Consider the following 25,160-nt stretch of genomic DNA (forward strand, 5'->3'; position numbering starts at 1 on the left):
AGAGTGCACGTGGACAAGATCAAGCTGGTGGCCGAACCGGGAGCGATTCTCGACAAGTGCCTCGCGGCCATGCCCGACATGGACGATGGCCTGCGCGAGCGCCTGCGCATGCTGGAGGAGTACGACATGGGGTTCCTGCTGCTGGGCATGAGCCCGCGCAGGCTCCTGCGGGACGGCCGCCTGTTCGACAACGAGCAGGTACTGCCGCTCCTGCTGTGGTTCGGCCAGTGGGACAGCCACTGTCGTCACTGGGCCGCCGAGGTCATGAAGCAGTGGCTCGTGTTCAACCGCTCGGAAGGCACCTTCGAGGGCGTCGCCGACGATAAGGCCGTCGCGTTCCGGAACTACTTCTTCCACAAGTACGCGATCCCGCTGATCGAGGAGTTCCGTCAGTACGTGGCGCTGACGATGCTCTACCCGAAGGAGCACAACGCCCCCTCGGGCCCGGTCGACATGGTCTGGCACTCGTTCATCCTCAACACCCAGCCGTACCAGGAGTTCGGCAGGCGCATCTGGTTGGGCGCCGAGCACATGGCGCCCGAGGTCCCGGAAGAGGACTACGCCGACATCCCCGTGCCCACCGGCCGGTAGCGGTGGACAGGCCGCACGATCTCGCGGGAGCCGCCAAGGCGTTCCACCTGGACGGATTCGTGATCCTGCCGTCCGCCGTGCCCGCGGATGCGGCCGAACATCTGCGGGTGCTGGTCGAGCACCACTACCAGGACCCGCAGGTCCACGCCGCTGATCCGGAACGTGACCTCGTACGCGGGGACGTCAGCCTGATGCCCATGTTCGAGCACGACCAGGCGTTCCGCGACGTGATCACAGCGGAGCCGCTGGTGTCCTTGGTTGAAACGATCCTGGGGCCGGACTGCCACGTGATCTCCCAGAACGCACTCCGCATCCCGCCGGGAAAGGGCATCGTCAACCAACAGCCAGACGTGGCACCGCGGCGCACCGAACCGGTCCGACCGCACCCGGTACGTGCTCACCACCGCGTACGGCCGCCGGTTCATCAGCCAGCGCTTCTACCCCTTCATCGGCTACCGGCTTCCGGACGGTGTCCTTGAAGGGGCCTCCGTCCGCCTCGCCCGCTTCCTCGGCCGGCACGACAAAGGCCCTTACGGGTAAGGCCCGTCACTCCCACCCGGTCCGGTGCCGCAGCCACGTACGCGCAGCTTCAGCGGCCCGGACCTGGTGGGCTCGGAGGAAGGGGACCCCGGGAGGAGCGGGCAGGCGAGAGGACTTCTCCCAGTACCCGCCAAGGCCGGCGGCGAACGCGGTCAGCGTCTGGGGATTCTCCGGCTGAGGAAGATGGGCCACTGCGGCCTCGGCCTCAGCTGCGGTGTGCCCGTCGAGAATCAAGTACGGCACCAGCACGGCAGGGTCGATCCAGGCCGCACCCTGATTCTGATACGACCAGTCGATGATGACGACCGTCCCCTCCTCACGGCGCAGCATGTTGTCCGGCCGCAGATCCCAGTGCAGCAGCGTGCTTCCTGCGGCCCCCTGCTGCCAGTCCTGCTCGATCGCCGCCAGGGCCTCCAGGTGCCGCGCTGCCCACGGGTCGAGGTCTTCCAGGGTTTGCGAGGACAGAGTCGACCATCCGGTAAGCCACCGTCCGACCAGGTCCGCGATGGGCTTCGCGCCGTCCAGCGGCGAGGGAGTCAGCAGCTTCCCGGCCTGCTCGACGGCCGCCAGCGCCATGTCCGTATCCGCGGAGCCCGGGGCCAGCACGGGCACTGTCCCAGGGATGTCCTCAAGGCACAGCCACCACCAGCCACCGGACTCATCGGGATCGGCCGACCACACCACACGCGGCCCGACACCCTCAGGGAGAACGGAGGTCACGGCCACCTCATCCCCGTACTGCGAGGCGAAGGGGTGCTCGGCATCCATTCCCTTGAGGAAGACCCGACGGCCGTCATTCAGCCGCAGCCGGGACGCGACACCCGGTGTGAAGCCGCCCCCGCACGGAATCGCCTCGACGACACGCGCAGCGAGCCGGCGCTCCACGTACGACCGCACGTCGCTATGAAGTGAACCCCACTCGGGCCGGACTGACGTTACGGTCATTCGCTGCTCCCCGAAGTCCATGTTTGTCCCGTACGGTAGCGCTCCCTGCCCTGCAGAGCCCCGCGGTTTACCCCACACGGCACACGAACGCCCCGCCTCCCACCTGTTCCGGTGGCGGGGCGCCGTCATGTCGCGGGGGCTAGCGGGCAGGCTCCGCCTCGTGCGGCTCCAGGAATTCGAGCCGGTTGCCGACGGGGTCCTCGGAGTAGAAGCGGTGGTGGCCGGGGAGGTTCTCGTCCCAGACGACCTCGGCGCCCTTCTCCTTCAGTCTTTGCGCGTATGCCGCGATGCCGGTCACCCGTAGTCCGGGGTGGGCCTTGCGGGCGGGCCGGAAGTCGTCCTCGACGCCGAGGTGCAGTTGTACGGATCCGGCGGCGAACCAGCATCCTCCGCGGGCGGCGAGGACGGGCGGTTTGGGGATCTCGGTCATGCCCAGGACGCCGGTGTAGTAGGCGCGGAGGCGGTCCTCGGAGTCGGGCGGTGCGGCGAGTTGGACGTGGTCGACTGCGGTGAGCACGGTCAGGCCTCCTTGCGGGCTACGGCGAAGATCCTTCGGAAGGGGAAGACGGTTCCGCGCGGCCCGCTCGGGTAGGCCGCGCGCAGCAGGTCGCGGTATTCGGTGAGGAAGGCGTCGACGGCTTCCCGGTCGTCGCCGAGGGCGGTGAGGACGGGCCGCAGCGCGGTGCCCTTGACCCAGTCGAGCACGGGGTCGGGGCCCTGGAGGAGCTGGTGGTAGGTGGTCTCCCAGACGTCCGCGGTGCAGCCGAGTTCGGTGAACCGGGCGAGGTATTCGGCGGGTTCGAGGAGGTGGATGTAGCGGGCGCCGTGGCCGACGAGGCGGGAGCGCCAGCGCGGGGCGTCGCAGAGCTGCGCGAGGAGGGCGTGGCTGGGGGCGGTGAAGTTGCCCGGGATCTGGAAGGCGAGGGTGCCGCCGGGGCGCAGGCCGTTGATCCAGGCGCCGAAGGAGCCGGGGTGGCTGGGGACCCACTGCAGGGCGGCGTTGGAGACGATCAGGTCGTAGGGCTCCTCGGGGAGCCAGCCGGCGATGTCTCCGTGGCGGAAGTCGAGGCTGCCTCCGCCGGCGGTGGGGCCGGCGTACTGCTCGGTGGCGCGCTGGAGCATCTCGGGAGAGAGGTCGAAGCCGGTGATGGCGGCCTCGGACCAGCGGGTGGTGAGGAGCTCGGTGACGTTGCCGGGGCCACAGCCGAGGTCGGCGATGCGGGCGGGGCTGGTGGGGAGTTCGGGTATGCGGGTGAGCAGGTCGAGGAAGGGCCGTGTGCGATGGCCCGCATGCCGGAGGTACTGCTGGGGATCCCAGGTGGGTGCGGAGGGCGCGGTGGACGTGGGGGTCCCTGCACGCGCGGTATCGGAATACATGTTCGAGCCTCCCTGCTGGCGGGGCGATCGGAAGCGGAATCCGTTCCGGCCCCCTCCATGCCCCATGCTCCCTCCATTTATATCTCGATGTCAAGATACTCGTAATCAAGATACTCGGGATGAAGAGACTTCACATCGACAGACCCCTTACACTGATCGGCATGGAGGACGAGGTCGACCGACTGGTGGCGGCATGGCGGCGGGAGCGCCCTGACCTCGACGTGGAACCGCTCGAGGTACTGAGCCGCGTCAGCAGGCTCGCGCGCCATCTCGACCGCGCCCGCAGGCTGGCCTTCTCCGAGCACGGCCTGGAGCCCTGGGAGTTCGACGTCCTGACGTCGCTGCGTCGCGCCGGCGCCCCCTACCAGCTCTCCCCCGGCCAGTTGCTGACCCAGACCCTGGTCACCTCCGGCACCATGACCAACCGCATCGACCGGCTCGCCAAGAAGGGCCTCGTCGAACGGCTCCCGGACCCCAACGACCGCCGCGGGGTCCTGGTGCGGCTCACCCCCGAGGGCCGGGACCGCGCCGACCAGGCCCTCGCCGGGCTGCTCGCCCAGGAACGGGCGATCCTGGCCCAGCTCTCGCAGAGCCAGCGCGGTGATCTCGCCGGGCTGCTACGCCAGTTGACCGCTCCGTTCGACAACATCCCCGGCTAGGTCGGCGGGTCGTACGCCGGCCCGCCGGGCCAGCGCCACCGCGGCCAGCGTGGAGTGCACGCCGAGCTTGCCCAGCACGTTCTGCATGTGGGTGCGGACCGTGTGCGGGGACAGGAACAGCCGCGCCGCCACGTCCTTGCGGCCCAGCCCCGCCACCATGCAGCGCAGCACCTCGTGCTCGCGCGGGGTGAGCGACTCCACGAGCCGCTCACTGTCCGTACGGTGCTTGCGCGCCGCGGTCAGCTCCCGGAGCACTCCGGTGAGCAGCGCGGGCGGGAGGTGGGTCTCCTCCCGCAGGACCCCGCGGACGACGGCGAGCAGCCGCGAGAGCGAGCAGTCCTTGGCCACCCAGCCCGAGGCCCCCGCCTGCAGGGCGAGGGCGGCCCGGCGCGGGTCGTCGCGCTCGGCGAGGACGACCGTACGGACCCCTGGCTGGGCCGCCCGCACCCCGGCCACCAGCGCGATCCCGTCCGAGCCGGGCGGTGGCGGCCCCGCCCCCGGCTCCCGCTGGGCGGGCACGGCCCCGGTGACCGCGCCGAGGTCGGCGTCGACCAGCAGGACGTCGAAGCGGCGGCCCTCGGCCGCCGCGCGTTCGAGGCAGCGCAGCGCGGCGGGGCCGCTGCCGGCCGCGGACACGTCCACGTCCGGCTCGGCCGCGAGCGCGGCTGCGAGCGATTCGGCGAAGATGCGGTGATCGTCGACGACGAGAACCCGGATACGAACCACAAAACCCCCAAGGGTAGGGGAACGGACGACGGCGGGTACGGCGCCAGGACCGGGCGATCCGCAGCCCCCGGCCGCCGCCGAGACATATCTGCACTACCCCGGACCGGACGCCGTACCCGACGTGTCTCGACCCCTGAATCAACACCGGCCCCCACCGGTGTCACGCATCAGCGTAGGGCGGGGGGCGGCTCGCAGTTGGCCGAATAGCAGAAGTTTTCCCTGGGGATTTCGGGAGTGTGCGTTCCGAAGGGGCTCGGGTGTGGCTTGAAGTCGCCTGAATCGGGGCCCTGTGGGACGTCTTGCGCGCGGGCGCGTGCCATCGGCAGTTGCACGGGGGGCATTTCACCCGGCGTACGCACGCCGGGCGCCCGCGCGCAGCGCCCGGCCGCGGCGCATGGCCCACACGCCCGCGCCCCCGCCGGAACCGCTGCACGGGCGAGTGAGCCGAAGGGGCGCGACGGGGAGTGGGGGCGAACGCGCGCAGGAAAGGCGAGGAACGAGGCTTTCCGAGCACGTACGCCCCCACGAGCCGGCAACAGGCGCCCCGGAGGCGAAGGAGCCCTACGAAGCGGCGCGGGCGAAGTTCCAGGCGTCCTGGATGATGCCGGTGAGGTCCGGGCGGTTCGGGGTCCAGCCGAGGCGCTCGTGGGCCGTGCGGGCGGAGGCGACGAGCATCGCCGGGTCGCCGGCCCGGCGCGGGGCGACGACCTCGGGGATCTCCCGGCCGGTGACCTTGCGGACGGTCTCGATGACCTCGCGCACGGAGAACCCGCTGCCGTTGCCCAGGTTGCAGATCAGGTGTTCCCCGGCGGTGGCGGCCCGCAGGGCGGCCAGGTGGGCCTCGGCGAGGTCGGCGACGTGGATGTAGTCGCGTACGCAGGTGCCGTCCGGGGTGGGGTAGTCCTCGCCGAACACGGAGATCGACTCGCGCTCGCCGAGGGCGACCTGGAGGACCAGCGGGATCAGGTGCGTCTCGGGGCTGTGGCGCTCGCCGAAGGCTCCGTAGGCGCCGGCCACGTTGAAGTAGCGCAGGGACACCGCGGCCAGGCCGTGCGCGACGCACTCCCCCGCGATCATGTGGTCGACGGCCAGCTTCGAGGCGCCGTAGGGGTTGGTCGGCGCGGTCACCGAGGCTTCGGTGAGCAGGCCCTCGGTCGGCTCGCCGTAGGTGGCGGCGGTGGAGGAGAAGACGAGCCTGCGCACGCCGGCCTCGCGCATCGCGGCGAGCAGCGCGAGGGTGCCGCCGACGTTGTTCTCCCAGTACTTGCCGGGGTTCACCACGGACTCGCCGACCTGCGAGGAGGCGGCGAAGTGCAGCACGGCGTCGTAGGAGGAGTCGATGTGGCGGGCGGCGTCCTGGATGCGGCCCTCGACGAAGGTGGCGCCTTCGGGGACGCCGACGCGGAAGCCGGTGCTGAGGTCGTCGAGGACGGTGACCTCGTGGCCGGCCTCCAGGAGGTGGGCCGCGACCACGCTGCCGACGTATCCGGCGCCACCGGTTACCAGGTACTTGCTCACTCGCCTACTGCCTCTCGCGGGGGATCACGCGCGTGCGGGTGCGCGTGTTTGGGCACTGGCTTACCCGATGCGGCGCCGCGGGGGAAATCGGCGGCCCCCGGCCGCCCGCCTCCCGTCAGCCCTGCGGCCCGGGGGACGCGGGTCCAGGCAGGGCGCGGTCCAGCAGGCCGGTACGGGCGGCCAGCGCGGCCGCTTCCAGCCGCGAGCCGACGCCCAGCTTCATCAGGACCCGCTGTACGTGGGTGCGGGCGGTGCTGGGCGCGATCGCCATGCCCGCGGCGATCAGGCGGGTGTCCTCGCCCTCGGCGACCCGTACGAGCACCTCCACCTCGCGCGGGGTCAGCAGCCGCAGCAGCCGGCTGCCTTCGTCGTCGGGCTGGACGGCCGGGTTGAGGAGCTCCGAGAAGGCTCCCTGGAGCAGTTGCGGGGCGATCGCCGCCTCTCCGGCCCGTGCCTTGGCCAGCGCCCGCTCCACCCCCTCGATGCGCTCGTCCTGGCGTACGTACCCGGAGGCGCCGGCGGCGAAGGCGGCGGCGATCCCGCGCGGGCTGGGGACGGGGCCGAGGACGACCACGGCGATCTGCGGGCGCTCCCGTTTGATGCGGACGACCGGTTCGAAGACTCCGGGCTCGGCGGGGTTGGCGGTGCCGAGGAGGCAGACCTCCGGGGCACGGCCGATGACGAGCTCGGCGGCGCCCGCCGCCGGGGCCGCGGCGGCCAGGACCCGGTGGCCGCGCAGTTTCAGGGCAGAGGCCAGTGCCTCGGCCAGCAGCCGGTGGTCGTCGACCACCACGACGCGTACGCCCATTGAGGAACCCACCCCCCATCCTTCTGACCCGGCAAGGTACACGCTTGTTCGACGGCGCGAGGGGGATACCGCGCAGAAGCCCCCGATCGGTACGGACCGTTCGGGGGCTTCGTGCGGTGCTGTGCGGATCAGCTCGCGGTGAACGAGATGAACAGGAAGTCCTTCTCCGGTCGGTCCGAGTAGGGCTTGCTGACGTTCTGGCGGGACATGAAGAGCTTGCCGTTGTGGTAGCGGAACTCGGAGGAGAACTCGGGCGAGAAGGACGACTCACCGCTCTTGATGTCCTTGTCGGCAGGGTTTTCCATGAGAAGGGTCTCCTTCATCGTCCTGCTGTCGATGCTGACGATCTGGCCGCCCTTGTCGTACGGGGGGACCTTGTAGGCGATGATGTTCGACCCGTCCATGCGCAGCGGGTACATGGTGTACCGCTCGCCCGCGTCGGCGCGGTCCGTGGTCTGCTTGCCGGTCTCCAGGTCGAAGGAGAGCAGTTCGTTGGTGCGGCCGGTGGGCGACTGGCCCTGGTGCTCGGCGGAGGGCACGTAGATCTTGCCGTTGCCGACGACCATGTTGGAGCACTTCTCGACGTCGGTGGAGCCGCACTTGGCGGCGAAGGTGCCGGCGGCGAGCGGGATGCGCGCCTTCAGCTCGCCCTTGGGGTCGACGACGAACAGGTCGCTGACGCCCTTGCCGCCCTTGGCGTTGTCGCCGACGTCGGCCGCGACGACGAACGGCTTGGTGGAGACGATGTGCGCGTACTCGATGCCCTCGGAGAGCTTGTATGAGCCGGTGGGGGCGCCGGTGGCCGGGTCGAGGAGCTGTGCGTGCAGGGTGTAGTTGGGGTGCTGTCCGCACTTGCGGATGGCGGCGAGGGCCTCGCCGCCCGCGTAGCCGGTGTCGCGGCACCTCTGGCCGTCGACCTTGGGCTGCCACAGGTTCTTGCCGTCGGCGAGGTTCCAGGCGGCGCCGCCGCCGGAGACGCCGGCCGCGGCGACGGTCTTGCCGCTGAGGGTGATCTCGGAGAACTGGACGGGCTTGTCGCCGCCGTTGGCGCTCTTGATGTTGCCGGACCAGACGAGCTTGCCGGCTTCCAGGTCGATGACGCCGACCTCGGTGCACGGCGGGTACTTGTTCTCGGCGCTGGGCTGGGCGGGCCTGAAGAGGACGGCCGTCTTCTTCTCGCTGACGTGCGGGGTGGCTCCGCAGACCTCGCCCGTGAGGGGGATCTCCCACTTCTTGCCGCCGTCGACGAGGTTGTAGCCGACGATCTTCGACACGTCGGACTTGACGTAGGTGCTGTCGGTCAGCCAGGAGCCGTTGACGGACACGAGGTCGGTGACGGTCGGGACGGGCTGGTTGTAGAGGGTCTTCGACCTGGTGTTGCCGGGGACCTTCTCGGTGCCGGGCGTGTGGGCCTGGTTCTTGTCGCCGCCCGGGGAGGTGCTGGGGTCGCTCTGTGCGACGTCCTCCTTGCCGCCGTCGCCGGAGGTGTACCAGAGGCCGCTGCCGACGATGAGGACGATGGCCAGGAGGGCCGCGCCGACGATCATCAGCTGGGTGCGCTTGTCTCCGCCTCCGCCGCCGGCCGGGGGCTGGGCGGGGGGCACCGGTGCGCCGTACTGCGCGGGCGCGGGGGGCTGCTGCGGGTAGCCGTAGCCGGGGTCGGCCTGCGGGTAGCCGTACGCGGGCTGCCCGACCGGCGGCTGCGGGGAGGCGGCGGGCGGTCCCGGCGGGGCGGGCGGGCCGGCGGGCGGGGCGGGCTGCCCGGCGGGCGCGGCGGGCGGTCCTGCGGGCGGCTTGGGCGCTCCGAACCCGCCCGGCGGGGGATCCTGCGGCGCTCCGAAGCCGCCGGACGGCGGCTGGCTGGGGGGCGGCGGGGTGCTCATCGGTTGCTGTTGCCTCTCGGTGGACGGCTCGTCGGACGGCGCGTGGGGCGGCTCGTGGGGTGGCTCGTGGGGTGGGGGGTCACTTGCCGAAGACCATCAGGAGCTTCTCGTCCTTGTCCTGGGCGAGCAGGCGGGTCGTGGAGATGAAGAAGCGTCCGTCGGCGTAGTCGACGTCCGGGGAGTAGAAGGAGCTCTCGATCGGGGCGGAGGGGCCCGACGGGTGGCGCAGGAGCGCGGTGGGGGTGCTGCCGTCGGCGGGGATCGAGACGACCTCGCCGCCCTGGTCTGGTTCGGCCTTGCGGTAGGCGATCAGCTGCCCGTTCGCGGCCTTGAGGGGCTCCAGGGTGCGTCCCTCGCCCGCCGGGACGCGCCATTTGGCCTTGCCGGTGTTGAGGTCGAAGGCGACGATCTCGTTGGCCTTGCCGGGGGCGGTCCTGGTGGGCAGGTAGAGGGTGCCCGCGTCGACGACGGCGGTGGCACAGCCCTGCAAGGAGTCGTCGCGGCTCACGCCGCACTCGGTCGAGAAGCTGCCCTCGCCGGAGAGCGTGGTGCGCTGCTTGCCGTCGGGGCCGAGGACCACGACGGAACTCTCCTTGGTGGTGGCGTTCGTGAGGTGGAGGACGATCGGGTCGACCCCGTAGACGCGGGCCACCTTCCAGCCCTTGGGGAGCCGGTAGGTCCACGTCTTCTTGCCGGTGACCGGGTCGGCGTCCTGGACCTCGACGGTGCTGTCCTTGTCGTAGCAGGTGGCGACGCCGATCAACTTGCCGCTTCCGGCGGCGTAGGCGCCCGGCACGCAGCCCTCGGCAGGGCTGCCGAAGAGCTTCTCACCGGTGCTGATCCGGAAGGCGGTGGCCCGGGTGAGCCGGTTGACGGTGACGGTGTCCCCGGTCATGGCCAGGCTGGGGTCGAGGAACATGTCGAAGGCGCTCTCCTTGGACACCTCCTTCGACCAGCCCTCTTTGCCCGCCTTGAGGTCGACCATGCGCATCTGGTTGCAGTCGGCCGTCTCCGACGGGCCGTTCTCGTACAGCACGACGGTCTTGCCGTCGTCGGTGGTCTTCCTGGTCACGCCGCAGATGTCGGCAGGGAAGGTGATCGTCCACTTCTCCTTGCCGTCGGCGACGGCGTAGCCCTTGATCGTCTTGCCGACGGTCTTGGCCACGGTGTCGCCCACGACCCACTGGCCGTGGGTGGCCACGCCGGCGCCCGGGCCGTCGATCCTGGCGGTCTTGAGCCAGAGGGCCTTGTCCTCGCCCTGCTTGCGGCCGGCGTTGAGGTCGGTCTGCTGGTTGCCGCCGGGCCCGCTCCCGTCGCCCATGTCCACGGACGGGGAGGCGGAGGGCTTCGCGTCACCGGACTCCTGGGCGACGGGCTGTGCGGGGTCCTTGTCGCCGGTACCGAAGGCGACGTAGCCGACGCCGCCGAGGACGAGGACGCCCGCGACGGAGGCGGCGGCGATCAGCGGCAGCTTCTTCTTCGGCGGCGTGCCGGGCGCGCCGGGCGGGGGCGGCTGCAGGCCGTGGGCCGGGTACGCCGGGACCGTGGGCGGCTGCGGCACGTGGCCGGGCTGCGAGGGGTGTGCGGGCTGCTGCGCGTAGGGGTTCTCGCCCTGCTGGGGATACCCGTAGGCCTGCTGCGGCGGGCCGGGCAGGTGTCCGTAACCGGAAGGTGTCGGCGGCTGGTTCGGCGGCTGGGGCGGCTCGGTCATCAGCGCACTTTCGGCTTCGGGGGGGGGCGGGGAGAATGACCTTTGTATCACTGACGCCATGCATACAACGGACCGGTCCGTCCCCTGTTCCCAAGGGAGGACCGGCCCGTGACGCCGTCGTTATCCGGCCAGTTGGCCCCGAGGGCCCGCGGAATCTAGGCCTCCTCGGCGAGCTCCAGCCAGCGCATCTCCAATGCGTCGCGGTCGGCGAGGAGTTCGCGCAGCTCCGCGTCGAGCTTGGCCACCTTGTCGTAGTCGGTGGAGTGCTCGGCGATCTGGGCGTGCAGGTTCCCCTCGCGGTCGGCGAGCTTGTTGAGCTGCCGCTCGATCTTCTGGAGTTCCTTCTTCGCGGCGCGCGAGTCCCCGGAGGAGGTGGACTTCGCGGCGGCGGCGGCCGGCGCGGGCGCCGGGGTGGCCGCCTCGATCATCTTCTGGCGGCGCTCCAGGTACTCGTCCAGGCCGCGCGGCAGCATCCGCAGGCTGGCGTCGCCGAGCAGGGCCATGACGGTGTCGGTGGTGCGCTCGATGAAGAACCGGTCGTGGGAGATCACGATCATCGAGCCGGGCCAGCCGTCGAGGAGGTCCTCCAGCTGGGTCAGGGTCTCGATGTCGAGGTCGTTGGTGGGCTCGTCGAGGAAGAGGACGTTGGGCTCGTCCATCAGCAGGCGCAGGATCTGCAGCCGGCGGCGCTCGCCGCCGGAGAGGTCGCCGACCGGCGTCCACTGCTTCTCCTTGGTGAAGCCGAACTGCTCGCACAGCTGGCCGGCGGTCATCTCACGGCCCTTGCCGAGGTCGACGCGGTCGCGGACGCGCTGGACCGCCTCCAGGACCCGCAGGGACGGGTCGAGTTCGCCGACCTCCTGGGAGAGGTAGGCCAGCTTGACGGTCTTTCCGACGATGACCCGGCCGGAGGCGGGCTGCGTCTCGCCCTGGGTGCGGGCGGCCTCGGCGAGGGCGCGCAGCAGGGAGGTCTTGCCGGCGCCGTTGACGCCGACGAGGCCGACGCGGTCGCCGGGGCCGAGGTGCCAGGTGAGGTGCTTGAGGAGGGTCTTGGGGCCGGCCTGGACGGTGACGTCTTCCAGGTCGAAGACGGTCTTGCCGAGGCGGGCGTTGGCGAAGCGCATCAGCTCGGACTTGTCGCGCGGCGGCGGCACGTCGGCGATGAGCTCGTTGGCGGCCTCGATGCGGTAGCGGGGCTTGGAGGTGCGTGCGGGGGCGCCGCGGCGCAGCCAGGCGAGCTCCTTGCGCATCAGGTTCTGCCGCTTGGCCTCTTCGGTGGCGGCGATGCGCTCGCGTTCGGCGCGGGCGAAGACGTAGTCGCTGTAGCCGCCCTCGTATTCGAAGACCTCGCCGCGCTGGACGTCCCACATGCGGGTGCAGACCTGGTCGAGGAACCAGCGGTCGTGGGTGACGCAGACGAGTGCGGAGCGGCGCGTCTGGAGGTGGCCGGCCAGCCAGGAGATGCCCTCGACGTCGAGGTGGTTGGTGGGCTCGTCGAGGATCAGGAGGTCCTGGTCGGCGATGAGGAGCCTGGCGAGGGCGATGCGGCGGCGCTCGCCGCCGGAGAGCGGTCCGATGACGGTGTCGAGGCCCTGGTTGAAGCCGGGCAGGTCGAGGCCGCCGAAGAGTCCGGTGAGGACGTCGCGGATCTTGGCGTTGCCGGCCCACTCGTGGTCGGCCATGTCACCGATGATCTCGTGGCGGATGGTCGCGGCGGGGTCGAGGGAGTCGTGCTGGGTGAGGACACCCATGCGCAGGCCGCCGGACTGGGTGACCCGGCCGCCGTCGGGCTCCTCCAGCTTGGCGAGCATCCGGATGAGGGTGGTCTTGCCGTCGCCGTTGCGGCCGACGACACCGATCCGGTCCCCCTCGGACACGCCGAGGGAGATACCGTCCAGCAGGGTACGTGTGCCGTACACCTTGCTGACTGCCTCGACATTGACCAGATTGACGGCCATCAGACGCGCTCCAGGGAAGGGGTGTGGATCAGCCCCTCAGCCTAACCCTCCGGACCGGGGCGGACCGTTCCACCAGCCAGGCGCCCGCCACGGCCATGCCGATGGCCGCCGGTGCGGTGACGGGGAAGGCGATCAGGGTGGCGCTGTGGCCGTCGAGCAGGCCGCCGAGTCCGGTCAGGGAGACCCCCAGGACACCGAGGAGGCACAGGGTGATCCCGAGGGCGGCGACGGGGCCGGCGGCGGTTCCCCGGGGGCCGGCCGGACGGGCGGGCGCGGGGGCCTCGAAGCGGCGGAACAGCACGACGAACAGGCCGGTCAGCGCCGCCGCGAAGAGGATCCGTACGGGGACCTGCGCCCACCAGGCGGCGGTGGCGGGGGCCGGCAGGTCCATGCCGAGGGCGAGCTGGGCCCCGTACACGGCGAGCATCGCGGTGAGGTGCCAGAGGAAAGCGGTCATGGCGACGCCGTTGGCGGCGACGACCGTGCGCCACACGCGGGGGCGCTGCAGCCAGGCGGCGGCGGGCCGGGCGGCGAGCTGGACGGCGCCGACGAGCCAGAGGCCGTGGCAGAGCAGGGCGAGGGTGGGCGGGGCCATGTTGGACACCTTCTCGCCGGGCATCCCGACCATGGACAGCGGGTACGGGCCCCACGCCACCAGCAGCGCGGCCCCGGCGAGGCCGGCGGCGGCCAGGACGGCGGGCCGGCGGATGCGGCCGTCGGCGCGGAGGAAGCCGAGCTGGTGGACGGCGAGCCAGACGAGGGCGAAGTTCAGGAACTCCACGTAGGGGACGCCGAGCGCGAAGCGCAGTACGTCGACCAGTGCGGCGGCGCCGGCCAGCGCGGCGAAGACGGCCCAGCCGTACCGCTCGTGCAGCTTCAGCAGCGGCGGGGTGAAGGCGACCATGGCCAGGTAGATCCCGATGAACCACAGCGGCTGGGTGACCAGCCGCAGCGCGGCGCCGGTCAGCGGGCCGCCGCCGCGGCCGGCGAGCTGCACGGCGAACGCGACAGCGGCCCACACCAGGAGGAAGGCGAGGGTGGGCCGCAGCAGCCGCCGCAGCCGGGCCCGCAGGAAGGCGGCGTAGACGGGGCCTTCGTGGCGGCGGGCCAGGGAGCGGTAGGAGAGGGCGTGCGAGAAACCGCCGACGAAGAAGAAGACCGGCATGACCTGGAGCCCCCAGGTGAGCACCTGGAGTGCGGGCACGAGGGCGAGCAGGTTGCCTATGCCGTCGCCGCTGACCGCGGCCATCAGCCAGTGCCCGGCGACAACCGTGCCGAGCGAGGCGACGCGCAGCAGGTCGACGTACCGGTCGCGGTCTGCGGGGGTGGCGGCGGCCATGGCGCGCGCGGTGGCTGTCATGCCCCCACGCTCTCCCCCGCCCCCCACCCCCCGACAGGGCGCGGGTACTCAACTCCGGCCTGAGTACGTGTCAGCCGAGCCAGACCAGCCGGACGACCGGGATCTCCCTCAGCCGCTCCGGAGCGAGGAACAGTGCCACGACCAGGCGTCGCTCACGCGGCGGCCTCGCGGCGCGCCTCGGCGAGGATGACCTGGATCTCGGCCACCGCCGCGTCGAGGACCTCACGGTCGTCCGCCGCCGCCGCGACGGCCTCCAGCTCCCGCAGCCGCGCCGCGCGGGCGGGGTGGCGCTGGACGGCCACGAATTCGCCCCACCACTGCAGGAACGCCCGCAGCGGTGCGATGGTGCTCTGCTGGGCGCTCTGCTCCGCCGCCCGGTCCAGGTGATCGACGAAGGCGGGCAGGTGGGCCGGAGCGATCTGCGCCACCGCGACGCGCAGCGCCGCGGGAGTGAGCGCCGGCATCGGGATCAGTGGCGTTCCGGCCACCATCGGCTCGGACATCGGACTGCCTCCTGGACAACTCTCGTCGGTGCCTCAGAGCCTGGTCACTGGAAGGGCGGTCGGCGGGCTTCAGTGCGGCAGGAGCGTGGCTCCCGGGGCGGGGGACGAGGCGATGCGGGTGGCGCGGCAGGTGCCGGAGGCTTCGAGGGCGGCGGCGGCCTTGGCGGCGGCCTCCTCGTCGGCGACCAGGAAGGCCGTCGTCGGGCCCGAGCCGGATACCAGGGCGGCCAGGGCGCCGGCTCCGAGGCCGGCGTCCAGCGTGGCCGCCAGCGACGGCCGCAGCGAGAGGGCCGCGGGCTGGAGGTCGTTGGCCAGGGTGGCGGCCAGCGCGTCCGGGTCGCCGGAGGCGAGGGCGGCGAGGAGGGCCGGGGAGGCCTGGGGCTCCGGGATCCGCGTGCCCTCGGCGAGGCGGTCGAACTCGCGGAAGACGGCCGGGGTGGACAGACCTCCGTCGGCCACCGCGAACACCCAGTGGAAGCAGCCGGCGGGGACCGGGGTGAGGACCTCGCCGCGGCCGGTGCCGAGTGCTGCGCCGCCGACGAGGCTGAAGGGGACGTCGCTGCCGAGCTCCGCGCAGATGTCGAGGAGTTCCTCGCGCGGGGTGTCCAGGCCCCACAGGGCGTCGCAGGCCAGCAGGGCCGCCGCGCCGTCGGCGCTGCCGCCCGCCATGCCGCCGGCGACGGGGATGTTCTTGGCGATGTGCAGGTGCACCAGGGGGGCGAGGCCGTTGCGGGCGGCGAGGATCTCGGCCGCCCGCGCCGCGAGGTTGGTGCGGTCCAGCGGGACCTTGTCGGCGTCCGGGCCCTCGCAGGTCACCGTCAGCGCGTCGGCCGGGGTCGCGGTCACCTCGTCGAAGAGGGAGACGGCGAGGAAGACGTTGGCCAGGTCGTGGAAGCCGTCGGGGCGGGCCGCGCCGACCGCCAGCCGGACGTTGACCTTCGCGGGGACCCGTACGGTGACGGGCGTCGTACGCGGGCTCGGGCTCGTGCTCGGGCGCGTGCTCACAGGGCGGGCCTCTCCGGGGCGGGCTTGTGCTCGGCGATCGCGGCGAACTCCTCCACCGTCAGGGACTCCCCGCGGGCCTGCGGGGAGACTCCCGCGGCGACCAGCGCGGCCTCCGCGCCGGCCGCCGAGCCGGCCCAGCCGGCCAGGGCGGCGCGCAGGGTCTTGCGGCGCTGCGCGAACGCCGCGTCGACGACCGCGAAGACCTCTTCCTTGGAGGCGCTGGTCCGGATCGGCTCGGTGCGCCGCACGAGGGAGACGAGACCGGAGTCGACGTTCGGCGCGGGCCAGAAGACCTTGCGGCCGATGGCTCCGGCGCGCTTGACGTGCGCGTACCAGTTGGCCTTGACGGAGGGCACCCCGTAGACCTTGTTGCCCGGTTCGGCGGCCAGCCGGTCGGCGACCTCCGCCTGGACCATGACGAGGGTCCGCTCGATGCTCGGGAAACGGTCGAGCATGGTGAGCAGGACGGGCACGGCCACGTTGTACGGCAGGTTCGCGACGAGCGCCGTCGGCGCCGGGCCGGGCAGTTCGGTCACGAGCATCGCGTCGGAGTGGACCAGCGCGAAGCGGTCCTTCTTCGCGGGCATGCGGGCCTCGATGGTGGCGGGCAGCGCGGCCGCCAGGAGGTCGTCGATCTCGACGGCGACGACCCGGTCGGCGGCCTCCAGCAGTGCGAGCGTCAGCGAGCCCAGGCCGGGGCCGACCTCGACGACCACGTCCTCCGGGCGGACCTCGGCGGTGCGCACGATCCGGCGCACCGTGTTGGCGTCGATGACGAAGTTCTGGCCCTTCTGCTTCGTCGGGCGTACGCCGAGGGCGGCGGCCAGCTCCCTGACGTCGGCGGGGCCCAGGAGGGCGTCGGGGGCGCTGGGCTCGGGGTTATCGGGCTGCTGCTCTGCGGTGCTCACCGGTAAAGCGTCTCAGATCGGCGGAGCGGTCCCGACGACGACGTGGACCTCCGGCGCCGGACGTGGACCCCGGGCCTACGACGTGGGCCCCGGCCTACGACGTGAGCCCCGGCCTACGACGTGGACCCCGGCCTACGACGTGAGCCCCGGCCTACGACGTGAGCCTGCGGCCGCAGTGGGGCCACGGACTCGCGCCCCGCTGCACGTACAGCTTCTTCGCCCGGTAGGTCTGTTCCGCGGCCGGGGCGTCCTGCGGGCGGCCGCTCCCGCCGAGCCCCTGCCAGGTGCGGACGTCGAACTGGTACAGGCCGCCGTACGTGCCGGAGGCGTCGGTGGCGGAGGGGCGGCCCCCGGACTCGCACTGGGCGAGGGCCGCCCAGTTGAGGCCGTCCGCGCCGGAGACGGAGCTCGGCAGCGGCCTGGTGCCGACCCTGACCAGCTGGGTGACGGGCTCGCGCACCACCTCGTCGGCGATGGCGCGGGGCTTCTGCCGGACCCCGTTGACGGTGCGCAGGCTGTAGGTGACCCTGCGTGCCCCGGGCCGGCCGGCGCGTTCGACGACCTCGGTTCCGGCGAACAGCTCGGCGTCGCGGACCTTCTCGGTCTTGAAGGGGATGCGCTCCTCGCGAACCTCGCGGGTGCCGGTGATCCGCAGCACGGTGACGGTCTGCCCGTCGCGCGGGAAGGCGGTGGGCGGTACGGAGGTGGTGTCCTGGCCCCGGAGGGTGATGCCCGCCTGGTCGAGTGCCTCCTGGACGGTGGCGGCGTTGGTGCGGATGGTCCGCTCGCGGCCGTCCGCCATGAAGGTGACGCTGCGCTCGGTACGGACGCTGAGGGCCATGCCCGCGCGCGGTACGGGGGCGGTGCGCGGGGCGGAGAGGTAGGCGCCCTCGGCGCGGATGCCGAACTGGCGCAGGGCGCCGTCGACGGTGCGGGCGGTGGTCCACACCTGGCGCTGCTGCCCGTCGAGGGTCAGGCGCAGGGGGCGGCCGTAGCGGACGACGATCTCCTCGCCGTCGTCGAGGGGTTCGCCGGGGGCGGGGGCGACGAGGTCGTGGGGGCCGACGTCGAGGCCTTCCGCGGCGAGGAGTTCCTCGACGTCGCCGGCGAAGGTGTGCAGCTCTCTGGGGACTCCGTCGACGGTCAGGCGTACCGATTTGTCGGTGGCGACGAACGCGGTCGTGCCGCCGGCGAGGAAGGCCACGACCAGGGCCTGCGGAACGATCCGCCGCCAGTTCCCGGTGGGGGCGGCGGGGCCGATGAGCACGGGCACCGCGGCCCGGCGGCGGCCGTGCCCCGTCCCGGCGGGCGCGGTGAGGGCCGGTTCGACGGGGCCGCGGCGTCGGCCGGTGCCGGCGGGGGGCTCCTCGACGGCGGTACGGCCGCGGGCGCGGCGGCCCGGGGCGGGGTCGGCGAGGGTGGGGGTCCGGGTCGCGGCGGGGGCGCGGCGGCGGCCCGTCCCCGGGGCGGCGGCCGGCTCGGATCGTGCCCCGTCCCGGCCGTCGGCGTCCGCGGCGCGCCGGCGGCGTCCGGCCCGCCGGTCCTCGGCGCGCGGAGCGGGCACGGGGGCGGGCGGGGGGACGGGCAGGGCGGGCTCCGTGTCCCAGGACGAGGGCCCTGGGTCGGCGGGCCGGGCCGGCCGGGCCGGGGGGGCGCCCCCGTACGCCCCGGGGACGGGAGCGCCCCGGCGGTGGCTGCCCTGCGTATCGCTCACGACGCTCGCTCCCCTGGTGGTCCGGCACCCGCTGGTTGGGGCACGGCACCCTAGCGGAGGAGACGTCACGGAACAAAGTCGTACGACTACCCTGCGTGCCGTCGGGGTGGGGGCGGTCAGTAGTCGAAGGCGCGGGCGGTGTTGGCCGCCAGGGCGGTGGCCATCGCGTCCTCGTCGATCCCGCGGACCGCGGCCATCGCGCGGACCGTCAGCGGAATGAGGTACGGCGCGTTGGGCCGTCCGCGGTACGGCGCGGGGGTCAGGTAGGGCGCGTCGGTCTCGACGAGGACCAGTTCCAGCGGGGCCACGGCCAGCGCCTCGCGCAGCGGCGCGGCGTTCTTGAAGGTGACGGTGCCGGCGAAGGACATGTAGTAGCCGGCGGCGGCGCACTCGCGGGCCATGTCGGCGTCCCCGGAGTAGCAGTGGAAGACGGTCCGCTCGGGGGCGCCCTCCTCGCGCAGGACGCGCAGCACGTCGGCGTGGGCGTCGCGGTCGTGGATGACGAGGGCCTTGCCCTGCCGCTTGGCGATCTCGATGTGGGCGCGGAAGGACCGCTCCTGCGCGGCCATGCCCTCCGGGCCGGTGCGGAAGTAGTCCAGGCCGGTCTCGCCGACCGCCTTGACGTGGCCGAGGGCGGCGAGCGCCTCGATCTCCGCGAGGGCCTCGTCGAGGGCGGCGTCACCGCCGCCGGTCCGCGCGCCCTGGCGGGACCAGCCTCCCCCAGCCCCAGGGGGCTGGGAGGTGCCCCCTGGGTCGCCGTGCACGATGCGCGGGGCTTCGTTGGGGTGCAGGGCGACGGCGGCGTGGACGTTGTCGTACCGGGCCGCGGTCGCGGCGGCCCACCGGGAGCCCTTCACGTCGCAGCCGACCTGGACCACGGTGGTCACGCCGACCGAGGCGGCCTTGGCGAGGCCCTCCTCGACGGTCCCCGACTGCATGTCCAGGTGGGTGTGCGAGTCCGCCACCGCCACCCGGAGGGGTTCGGGCAGCGGCGGCGGTGCGTCCTTGGAGGCGGAGGAAGGGCTCATGGGGCCGATCTTATGACCGGCGGAAGAACCCCATCAGCCGGGAGAGCGGGCCCCCGCGCTTCTCGGCCTCGCTGATGGCGACGGGTCCGGGGCCGTCGTGGGGTTCGGCGGCCCTGCGGGGCTTCGGGGGGCGGGGGACGTTCGCTCCGGCCGGTACCGGTCCGGCGATGCCGGGGGCGATGCGGTGGTGGTAGAGGTGGTCGATCATCCCGAGCACCGAGGAGACCTGGCCGGCCCGCATGATCCGTACGACGTGCCCGCCGCAGTTCAGGCAGGTCGGGTTGGACAGCGGGGAGGGCACCCGCTCTCCGTCGACCGTGTACATGATGAACGGCTCGCCGCGGCCGTCGACGTGGTGCTCGATCCGGTAGCCCTGCTCCCAGGCGTACCCGCAGCGCATGCACGCGAAGGAGTACGCCTCGTGCACGGTCTGCACGTCGGGGCTGGAGAAACGCGCGGGGGCCGCGGGCTGGACCGGTACCGGGGTGTCTGCGATCTCACTCATGCCAGCTCCTCTTGTTCCACTGGTGCCATGGCCAGTGGACGCCTCTTCGGGCGGGAGCGCATCAGGTCCTGTCCAGTGTTGGACGACCTTTGGGCGACTCATGCCCAAAGCGCCCGGCGCACGGTCTGAGCTTTGCCTTTCAGGTTAGCTCTTTACCGAGTTATGGCGCCTTTTGTGCCGCATTCTTTGCCGCCACGACGGCGTCGAAGACGTCGCGCTTGGGTACGCCGGCCTCGGCCGCGACCGCCGCGATGGCCTCCTTGCGGCGCTCCCCCGCTTCCTCGCGCACCCGGACCCGGCGCACCAGTTCCTCGTCGTCCACGTCACCGGGACCGGCCGCCGGGGCGCCCTCCACCACGATGGTGATCTCCCCGCGCACGCCCTCCGCGGCCCAGGCGGCGAGTTCGCCGAGCCCGCCGCGCCTGACCTCCTCGTAGGTCTTCGTCAGCTCGCGGCAGACCGCGGCCCGCCGCTCCGTGCCGAAGGCCTCGGCCATCGCGGCGAGGGTGTCGTCGAGTCGGTGCGGGGCCTCGAAGTAGACGAGCGTGCGCCGCTCGCCCTCGACCTCGCGCAGCCGTCCGAGGCGCTCGCCGGCCTTGCGCGGCAGGAAGCCCTCGAAGCAGAACCGGTCCACGGGCAGCCCGGACAGCGCGAGCGCGGTGAGCACGGCGGACGGGCCGGGGACCGCGGTGACCTTGATGTCCTTCTCGACGGCGGCGGCGACCAGCCGGTAGCCGGGGTCGGAGACGGACGGCATGCCCGCGTCGGTCACCAGCAGCACGCGCGCCCCGCCGACCAGCGCCTCGACCAGTTCCGGGGTGCGGGCCGACTCGTTGCCCTCGAAGTAGGACAGGACGCGCCCGGTGGTGTGCACGCCGAGCCCCTGGGTCAGCCGGCGCAGTCGCCGGGTGTCCTCGGCGGCGACGACGTCGGCCCGCTCCAGTTCCGCCGCCAGACGCGGCGGGGCGTCGGCGAGGTCGCCGATGGGGGTGCCGGCAAGGACGAGGACGCCTGCCGGGGAGGTGGGCTCGGTACCGCGGGGCTGGTCAGTTGTCACCCGCCCATCCTCTCAGTCCCACGGCTCGTCACCCCACGCCACTGGGGCGCACACGGATCTCTTCCCTACGATGTGCCGGTGACCAGTACCGCGACGCCGCCGCCCAGCCCCGCGGGGGCCCTGCCCTCCGAGGCCGCGGGCGGCGCAGAAGAGCCGACCACCTGGCTGCGCCGCCTGCGCGGCTTCGGCTACGCGCCGGCCGCCGGCGCGTCGCCCCGCGTGGACGTCCGCACCCGTCTGGTGCCCCCGTACACGAAGCCGTCCCGGCAGCTGTGGATGACCTTCGGGCTGCCACCGCAGGTGTGGGGGACCTGGCAGCGCATCCTGTCGTGGGTCGGTCCGCTGCTGGTGGCGCTGGTCGCGGGCGTGCTGCGGTTCGTGCACCTGGGCAGCCCGAAGGCGGTGATATTCGACGAGACGTACTACGCCAAGGACGCCTGGGCCACGATCAGGCAGGGCTACGAGGCGAACTGGCCCAAGGACATCGACAAGTCGATCCTCGCCAACCCGGACGGGGTCGGCCTGCCGGTCGACCCGGGCTACGTCGTGCACCCGCCGGTCGGCAAGTGGGTGATCGGGCTCGGCGAGTGGATGTTCGGCCTCACCCCCTTCGGCTGGCGGTTCATGACCGCCGTGCTCGGCACGCTGTCGGTGCTGATGCTGTGCCGGATCGGGCGGCGCCTGTTCCGCTCGACGTTCCTGGGCTGCCTGGCGGGCGCACTGCTGGCGGTGGACGGCCTGCACCTGGTGATGAGCCGCACGGCGCTGCTCGACCTGGTGCTGATGTTCTTCGTGCTCGCCGCGTTCGGGGCGCTGCTCATCGACCGGGACCGGGCCAGGGCCCGGCTCGCGGACGCGCTGCCGGTGGACGAGGAGGGCCGGACCCGGCCCGACGCGAAGATCGCGGAGACGCTGCGGCTGGGCTGGCGCCCGTACCGGATCCTGGCCGGTGTGTGCCTGGGGCTGGCGGCCGGCACGAAGTGGAACGGCTTCGTGATCCTGGCCTTCTTCGGCGTCCTCACCGTGCTGTGGGACGCGGCCGCCCGCCGCACCGCCGGCGCGGGTGCCCCGTACGCGGCGATGCTGCGCCGGGACGCGCTGCCCGCCTTCGTCTCCACGGTGCCGGTGGCGATCGTCACGTACGTGGCCTCCTGGTCGGGGTGGATCTTCAGCCCGGACAACGGCAAGGGCGGCTATCTGCGCGACTGGGCCGCCAAGCACGACCAGGGCAGCTCGCTGTCGTTCCTGCCGGAATGGGTGCGCAGCCTGTGGCACTACGAGACCGAGGTCTACAGCTTCCACGTCGGCCTGACCTCGGGGCACACCTACGAGTCCAACCCGTGGAGCTGGCTGGTGCTGGGCCGGCCCGTCTCGTACTTCTACGAGTCCCCGGAGCCCGGCACCGACGGCTGCCCGGCGACGGCGGCCGGCAAGTGCGCCCGGGAGGTCCTGGCGCTGGGCACGCCGCTGCTGTGGTGGGCGGGCTGCTTCGCGCTGCTGTACGTGCTGTGGCGGTGGTTCTTCCGCCGTGACTGGCGGGCGGGCGCGATCGCGTGCGCGCTGGGCGCGGGTCTGCTGCCCTGGTTCAACTACCAGGAGCGGACGATCTTCTACTTCTACGCGGTGGTCTTCGTCCCGTACCTGTGCCTGGCGGTGGCGATGATGATCGGCGCGCTGCTGGGGCCCGCGGGCTCGACGGAACGCCGCCGCGCCCTGGGCGCGATCGGCGCGGGCGTGCTGGTCCTGCTGATCGTGTGGAACTTCATCTACTTCTGGCCGATCTACACGGGCCAGACCCTCCCCATGGACTCCTGGCGCGGCCGCATGTGGCTGGACACCTGGGTCTAGCGGCGCGAACGAGGACCCCGGCACCGGATGGTGGCGGGGTCCTCGTGCGTTACGGGTGCGGCGTCAGCGGGAGGCTTCGCAGGCCGAGTCCGCCGCGTCCTTGCTCGCGCCGACCTCGGTGAGGCTGGAGACGCAGCTGGTCTGGTTGCCGATCGCGCCTTCGTAGCAGGCCTCCGCGGCGTCGTCCACGGCCTTCGGGGCGTGCTGGGCGACGTACTGCTCGCAGGCCTTCACGTCCGCCTGGGCGGACGGGGCGGCGACGACCGCGCCGCCGAGGGCGAGGGCCAGGCCGGCGAGGACGGTGGGGATACGAGCCGACGGACGCATGCGGATGCACCTGCTCTCTTGGTCGGTCACGCGATCCGCGGGTGCGCCGGACCACGGGCGGGGGCGGCGGCGCGGTGCGGGGACTCCGGGGCGGGCGACCGGCTCGACGCATCGGTCGCCCTCGCCCTTCCGACGCTAGAACACCGCCCCGGCGCCTGCACTTCGGCCGGCCGACCGGCCCGGCTCAAACGGGGGTGCTGTTGCCGAGGTCCATGAGGCGGACGAGTCCGAGGACCTCGGCTCCGTCGGTGATCCGGAAGGGCCTGGTGTCGTCGCCGTCGAAGCGGCCGTCCGCCGGCAGGCGCCGTACCTGGTCGGCGTCGAACCGCCGGTACGTGAGCTCCACGGGCGCACCCTGGGACCCGGACCGGCGGGAGGTCTGCCGGATATTCGTCCGGTAACCACCGCACACCGGTCGACTCCGCAGAGTAAGGTCGAAGCCAAGAGCCCTTTGAACGCGTTCAGGGGCTGTGTCACGGGGGAGGACCGGAGAATTGAACGGGGCAGCGAAGGGCGCCGTCATAGGCGGCGTGTTCCTGGCGATGGCCGGCGGCGCCGGGTACGGGGTGTACTGGCTGGTCGGCGACAGCGGCGCCGGACGGGAGTCGGACACCTCCGTCCAGTCCGCCAGGGGCAGCGGGCCGGTCAGCGAGAAGGAGGCGGCCCTGGCGGCCAAGGCGTTCCTGGCGGCCTGGGCGTCCGGGGACGAGCGGGAGGCGGCCGACCTGACCAACAACGCTGCGGCCGCACAGGCCGCGGTCGGGGAGTTCAGGACCAGGGCCTACGTGTCCAGGGCCGTGATCACCCCCGGCGAGGCGAACGGCACCACCGTTCCCTTCAATGTGGCGGCGGAGATCACCTACGAGGGCACGACCAAGCCCCTCGTCTACGACTCCCAGCTCACGGTGGTCCGTGGTCTGACCACCGGCAAGCCCCTCGTCGACTGGCAGCCCTCGGTGATCCACCCGCAGCTCCAGAAGGACGAGAAGCTGCGCGCCGGTGCCCCCGCGAACCCGCCGGTGAAGGCCGTGGACCGCAACGGCGAGGAGCTGACGGCCGAGAAGTTCCCCTCGCTGCGGCAGATCCTCGACGAGCTGCGCCAGAACTACGGCAGCAAGGCGGGCGGGAAGGCCGGGGCCGAGCTGTGGATCGAGCCGGCCGTGAAGGAGGCACCCAGGCGGACCCTGCTGACCCTCGTCGAGGGCGAGCCGAGCACCCTCAAGACCTACCTGGACGCGAAGGTGCAGGCGGCTGCCGAGCAGGCGGTCGCCCGGTTCCCGGAGGCGTCGGTGGTCGCCGTCAAGCCGAGCAACGGACACATCCTGGCCGTCGCCAACCACCGCAAGGACGGCTTCAACGCGGCCATGCAGGGCAACCGGGCGCCCGGCTCCACGATGAAGATCGTGACGGGCGCGATGCTGCTGGACCGCGGCCTGGTGGCGGCCGGCAAGCCCGCGGAGTGCCCGAAGGAGGTGTCCTGGGGCGGCCGTACCTTCCACAACCTGAAGAACTTCGAGCTGCCGGCCGGCACGAACTTCTCGACCTCCTTCGCCCGTTCCTGCAACACCGCCTTCATCAAGCAGATCAAGCCCGTCGACGACGACTCCGCGCTGCCGGAGGAGGCCACGGAGGTCTTCGGCATCGGCCTGGACTGGAAGACGGGCATCAGGTCCACCGACGGCAGGGTCCCGCCGGCCACGGGCGCGTCCGCGGCCGCCGCGTACATCGGACAGGGCCAGATCACGATGAACCCGCTGAACGTCGCCTCCATCACCGCGACCGCCCGCACCGGCGTGTTCCGCCAGCCGCTGCTGGTCTCGCCGGAGCTGGACGGCCGGACGATCGCCACGGCCCAGCGCCGGATGAAGCCCTCCGTGCAGCAGCAGCTCGTCTCCATGATGAGGCTGACGGCGACCAGCGGCACCGCACGCGAGGCCATGGCCCCGGTCCGCGGCTCGGACAAGGGCGCCAAGACCGGCTCGGCGGAGGTCGGCGGTGCCGGGGACAGCCCGGACAGCTGGTTCACCGGCTTCAGCGGCGACGTCGCCGCGGCCGCGATGGTCGAGGGCGGCGGACACGGCGGCGAAGCGGCCGGCCCGATCGTCGCCCAGGTACTGAACGCGGGCTGACGCCCGCCCCCGCGCCCCTCACGCTCCCCGCGCTCCCCGCGGCCCGCCGCGCTCCCGCGG

25 protein-coding genes are annotated in these 25,160 nt (G+C 72.6%); 5 read left to right on the forward strand and 20 right to left on the reverse strand.

Features of this window, described 5'->3' with window-relative positions:
* Window positions 1-9 precede the first annotated feature (9 nt).
* Window positions 10-591: a hypothetical protein gene (locus tag ACIPXC_RS08350; RefSeq protein ID WP_401614767.1), complete on the forward strand. Its 582-nt coding sequence runs from the start codon at window positions 10-12 to the stop codon at window positions 589-591.
* On the opposite strand, the gene ACIPXC_RS08355 is transcribed toward ACIPXC_RS08350, so the two are convergent.
* Window positions 558-878 carry a hypothetical protein gene (locus tag ACIPXC_RS08355; protein WP_401614769.1) on the reverse strand — a complete coding sequence of 107 codons (321 nt, stop codon included), beginning with the start codon at window positions 876-878 and terminating at the stop codon, window positions 558-560. The genes ACIPXC_RS08350 and ACIPXC_RS08355 overlap by 34 nt on opposite strands.
* A 106-nt stretch (window positions 879-984) precedes the next feature.
* Between ACIPXC_RS08355 and ACIPXC_RS08360 the strand changes: the two genes are divergently transcribed.
* A complete protein-coding gene (locus ACIPXC_RS08360; RefSeq protein WP_401614771.1) occupies window positions 985-1,131 on the forward strand; it encodes a hypothetical protein in 147 nt (48 codons plus the stop codon).
* Between the two features lie 6 nt (window positions 1,132-1,137).
* Here the strand turns inward: ACIPXC_RS08360 and ACIPXC_RS08365 are convergent, their stop codons facing one another.
* From ACIPXC_RS08365 to ACIPXC_RS08375, 3 genes are all read right to left on the reverse strand, one after another.
* Window positions 1,138-2,028: a phosphotransferase family protein gene (locus ACIPXC_RS08365; RefSeq protein WP_401614773.1), complete on the reverse strand. Its 891-nt coding sequence runs from the start codon at window positions 2,026-2,028 to the stop codon at window positions 1,138-1,140.
* Window positions 2,029-2,215: 187 nt separating this feature from the next.
* The gene (locus tag ACIPXC_RS08370) at window positions 2,216-2,593 is read right to left on the reverse strand and encodes a VOC family protein (RefSeq protein ID WP_401614775.1); all 378 of its coding nucleotides are present in this window, start codon (window positions 2,591-2,593) and stop codon (window positions 2,216-2,218) included.
* Between the two features lie 2 nt (window positions 2,594-2,595).
* Window positions 2,596-3,453, reverse strand: a complete 858-nt coding sequence (locus ACIPXC_RS08375; RefSeq protein WP_401614777.1) for a trans-aconitate 2-methyltransferase — start codon at window positions 3,451-3,453, stop codon at window positions 2,596-2,598.
* A gap of 161 nt (window positions 3,454-3,614) precedes the next feature.
* On the opposite strand from ACIPXC_RS08375, the gene ACIPXC_RS08380 reads away from it, so the two are divergent.
* Entirely contained in the window at window positions 3,615-4,112 is a 498-nt protein-coding gene (locus ACIPXC_RS08380; protein ID WP_030008906.1) for a MarR family winged helix-turn-helix transcriptional regulator, read from the forward strand.
* On the opposite strand, the gene ACIPXC_RS08385 is transcribed toward ACIPXC_RS08380, so the two are convergent.
* From ACIPXC_RS08385 to rsmI, 14 genes are all read right to left on the reverse strand, one after another.
* On the reverse strand, window positions 4,071-4,838 hold the full coding sequence (locus ACIPXC_RS08385) for a LuxR C-terminal-related transcriptional regulator (protein ID WP_401614779.1): 768 nt from the start codon (window positions 4,836-4,838) through the stop codon (window positions 4,071-4,073). The genes ACIPXC_RS08380 and ACIPXC_RS08385 overlap by 42 nt on opposite strands.
* A 561-nt stretch (window positions 4,839-5,399) precedes the next feature.
* On the reverse strand, window positions 5,400-6,356 hold the full coding sequence (gene galE / locus ACIPXC_RS08390; RefSeq protein WP_401614781.1) for a UDP-glucose 4-epimerase GalE: 957 nt from the start codon (window positions 6,354-6,356) through the stop codon (window positions 5,400-5,402).
* Window positions 6,357-6,471: 115 nt separating this feature from the next.
* A complete protein-coding gene (locus tag ACIPXC_RS08395) occupies window positions 6,472-7,164 on the reverse strand; it encodes a response regulator transcription factor (protein WP_401614975.1) in 693 nt (230 codons plus the stop codon).
* A 128-nt stretch (window positions 7,165-7,292) separates the two neighbouring features.
* Window positions 7,293-9,047 carry a PQQ-binding-like beta-propeller repeat protein gene (locus ACIPXC_RS08400; protein WP_401614783.1) on the reverse strand — a complete coding sequence of 585 codons (1,755 nt, stop codon included), beginning with the start codon at window positions 9,045-9,047 and terminating at the stop codon, window positions 7,293-7,295.
* 79 nt (window positions 9,048-9,126) lie between these two features.
* Window positions 9,127-10,758, reverse strand: coding sequence for a hypothetical protein (locus tag ACIPXC_RS08405; protein WP_401614785.1), 1,632 nt, complete (start codon window positions 10,756-10,758; stop codon window positions 9,127-9,129).
* A 155-nt stretch (window positions 10,759-10,913) separates the two neighbouring features.
* Window positions 10,914-12,716 (reverse strand): ABC-F family ATP-binding cassette domain-containing protein, encoded by a 1,803-nt coding sequence (locus ACIPXC_RS08410; RefSeq protein WP_401614787.1) that lies wholly within the window; start codon window positions 12,714-12,716, stop codon window positions 10,914-10,916.
* 28 nt (window positions 12,717-12,744) lie between these two features.
* The gene (locus ACIPXC_RS08415; RefSeq protein WP_401614789.1) at window positions 12,745-14,076 is read right to left on the reverse strand and encodes an acyltransferase family protein; all 1,332 of its coding nucleotides are present in this window, start codon (window positions 14,074-14,076) and stop codon (window positions 12,745-12,747) included.
* 152 nt (window positions 14,077-14,228) lie between these two features.
* Entirely contained in the window at window positions 14,229-14,579 is a 351-nt protein-coding gene (locus tag ACIPXC_RS08420) for a hypothetical protein (protein WP_401614791.1), read from the reverse strand.
* Between the two features lie 69 nt (window positions 14,580-14,648).
* The gene (locus ACIPXC_RS08425; protein WP_401614793.1) at window positions 14,649-15,584 is read right to left on the reverse strand and encodes a 4-(cytidine 5'-diphospho)-2-C-methyl-D-erythritol kinase; all 936 of its coding nucleotides are present in this window, start codon (window positions 15,582-15,584) and stop codon (window positions 14,649-14,651) included.
* On the reverse strand, window positions 15,581-16,492 hold the full coding sequence (gene rsmA, locus ACIPXC_RS08430) for a 16S rRNA (adenine(1518)-N(6)/adenine(1519)-N(6))-dimethyltransferase RsmA (protein WP_401614795.1): 912 nt from the start codon (window positions 16,490-16,492) through the stop codon (window positions 15,581-15,583). Before rsmA ends, ACIPXC_RS08425 begins: the two co-directional genes overlap by 4 nt.
* A gap of 151 nt (window positions 16,493-16,643) precedes the next feature.
* The gene (locus tag ACIPXC_RS08435; protein ID WP_401614797.1) at window positions 16,644-18,206 is read right to left on the reverse strand and encodes a ubiquitin-like domain-containing protein; all 1,563 of its coding nucleotides are present in this window, start codon (window positions 18,204-18,206) and stop codon (window positions 16,644-16,646) included.
* A 116-nt stretch (window positions 18,207-18,322) separates the two neighbouring features.
* Window positions 18,323-19,234, reverse strand: coding sequence for a TatD family hydrolase (locus tag ACIPXC_RS08440; RefSeq protein ID WP_401614799.1), 912 nt, complete (start codon window positions 19,232-19,234; stop codon window positions 18,323-18,325).
* 10 nt (window positions 19,235-19,244) lie between these two features.
* On the reverse strand, window positions 19,245-19,739 hold the full coding sequence (locus ACIPXC_RS08445; protein WP_401614801.1) for a hypothetical protein: 495 nt from the start codon (window positions 19,737-19,739) through the stop codon (window positions 19,245-19,247).
* A gap of 160 nt (window positions 19,740-19,899) precedes the next feature.
* The gene (rsmI, locus tag ACIPXC_RS08450) at window positions 19,900-20,796 is read right to left on the reverse strand and encodes a 16S rRNA (cytidine(1402)-2'-O)-methyltransferase (protein ID WP_401614803.1); all 897 of its coding nucleotides are present in this window, start codon (window positions 20,794-20,796) and stop codon (window positions 19,900-19,902) included.
* Between the two features lie 78 nt (window positions 20,797-20,874).
* Here rsmI and ACIPXC_RS08455 point away from each other — a divergent pair, with 78 nt between their 5' ends.
* Window positions 20,875-22,644 (forward strand): dolichyl-phosphate-mannose--protein mannosyltransferase, encoded by a 1,770-nt coding sequence (locus ACIPXC_RS08455; RefSeq protein ID WP_401614805.1) that lies wholly within the window; start codon window positions 20,875-20,877, stop codon window positions 22,642-22,644.
* 63 nt (window positions 22,645-22,707) lie between these two features.
* On the opposite strand, the gene ACIPXC_RS08460 is transcribed toward ACIPXC_RS08455, so the two are convergent.
* On the reverse strand, window positions 22,708-22,971 hold the full coding sequence (locus ACIPXC_RS08460) for a hypothetical protein (protein ID WP_401614807.1): 264 nt from the start codon (window positions 22,969-22,971) through the stop codon (window positions 22,708-22,710).
* 184 nt (window positions 22,972-23,155) lie between these two features.
* A complete protein-coding gene (locus ACIPXC_RS08465; protein WP_401614809.1) occupies window positions 23,156-23,317 on the reverse strand; it encodes a hypothetical protein in 162 nt (53 codons plus the stop codon).
* A gap of 148 nt (window positions 23,318-23,465) precedes the next feature.
* Between ACIPXC_RS08465 and ACIPXC_RS08470 the strand changes: the two genes are divergently transcribed.
* A complete protein-coding gene (locus ACIPXC_RS08470) occupies window positions 23,466-25,100 on the forward strand; it encodes a penicillin-binding transpeptidase domain-containing protein (RefSeq protein ID WP_401614811.1) in 1,635 nt (544 codons plus the stop codon).
* Window positions 25,101-25,160: the final 60 nt, after the last annotated feature.

The sequence above is a fragment of the Streptomyces sp. NPDC090021 genome, assembly GCF_044748225.1.
Lineage (GTDB): Bacteria > Actinomycetota > Actinomycetes > Streptomycetales > Streptomycetaceae > Streptomyces.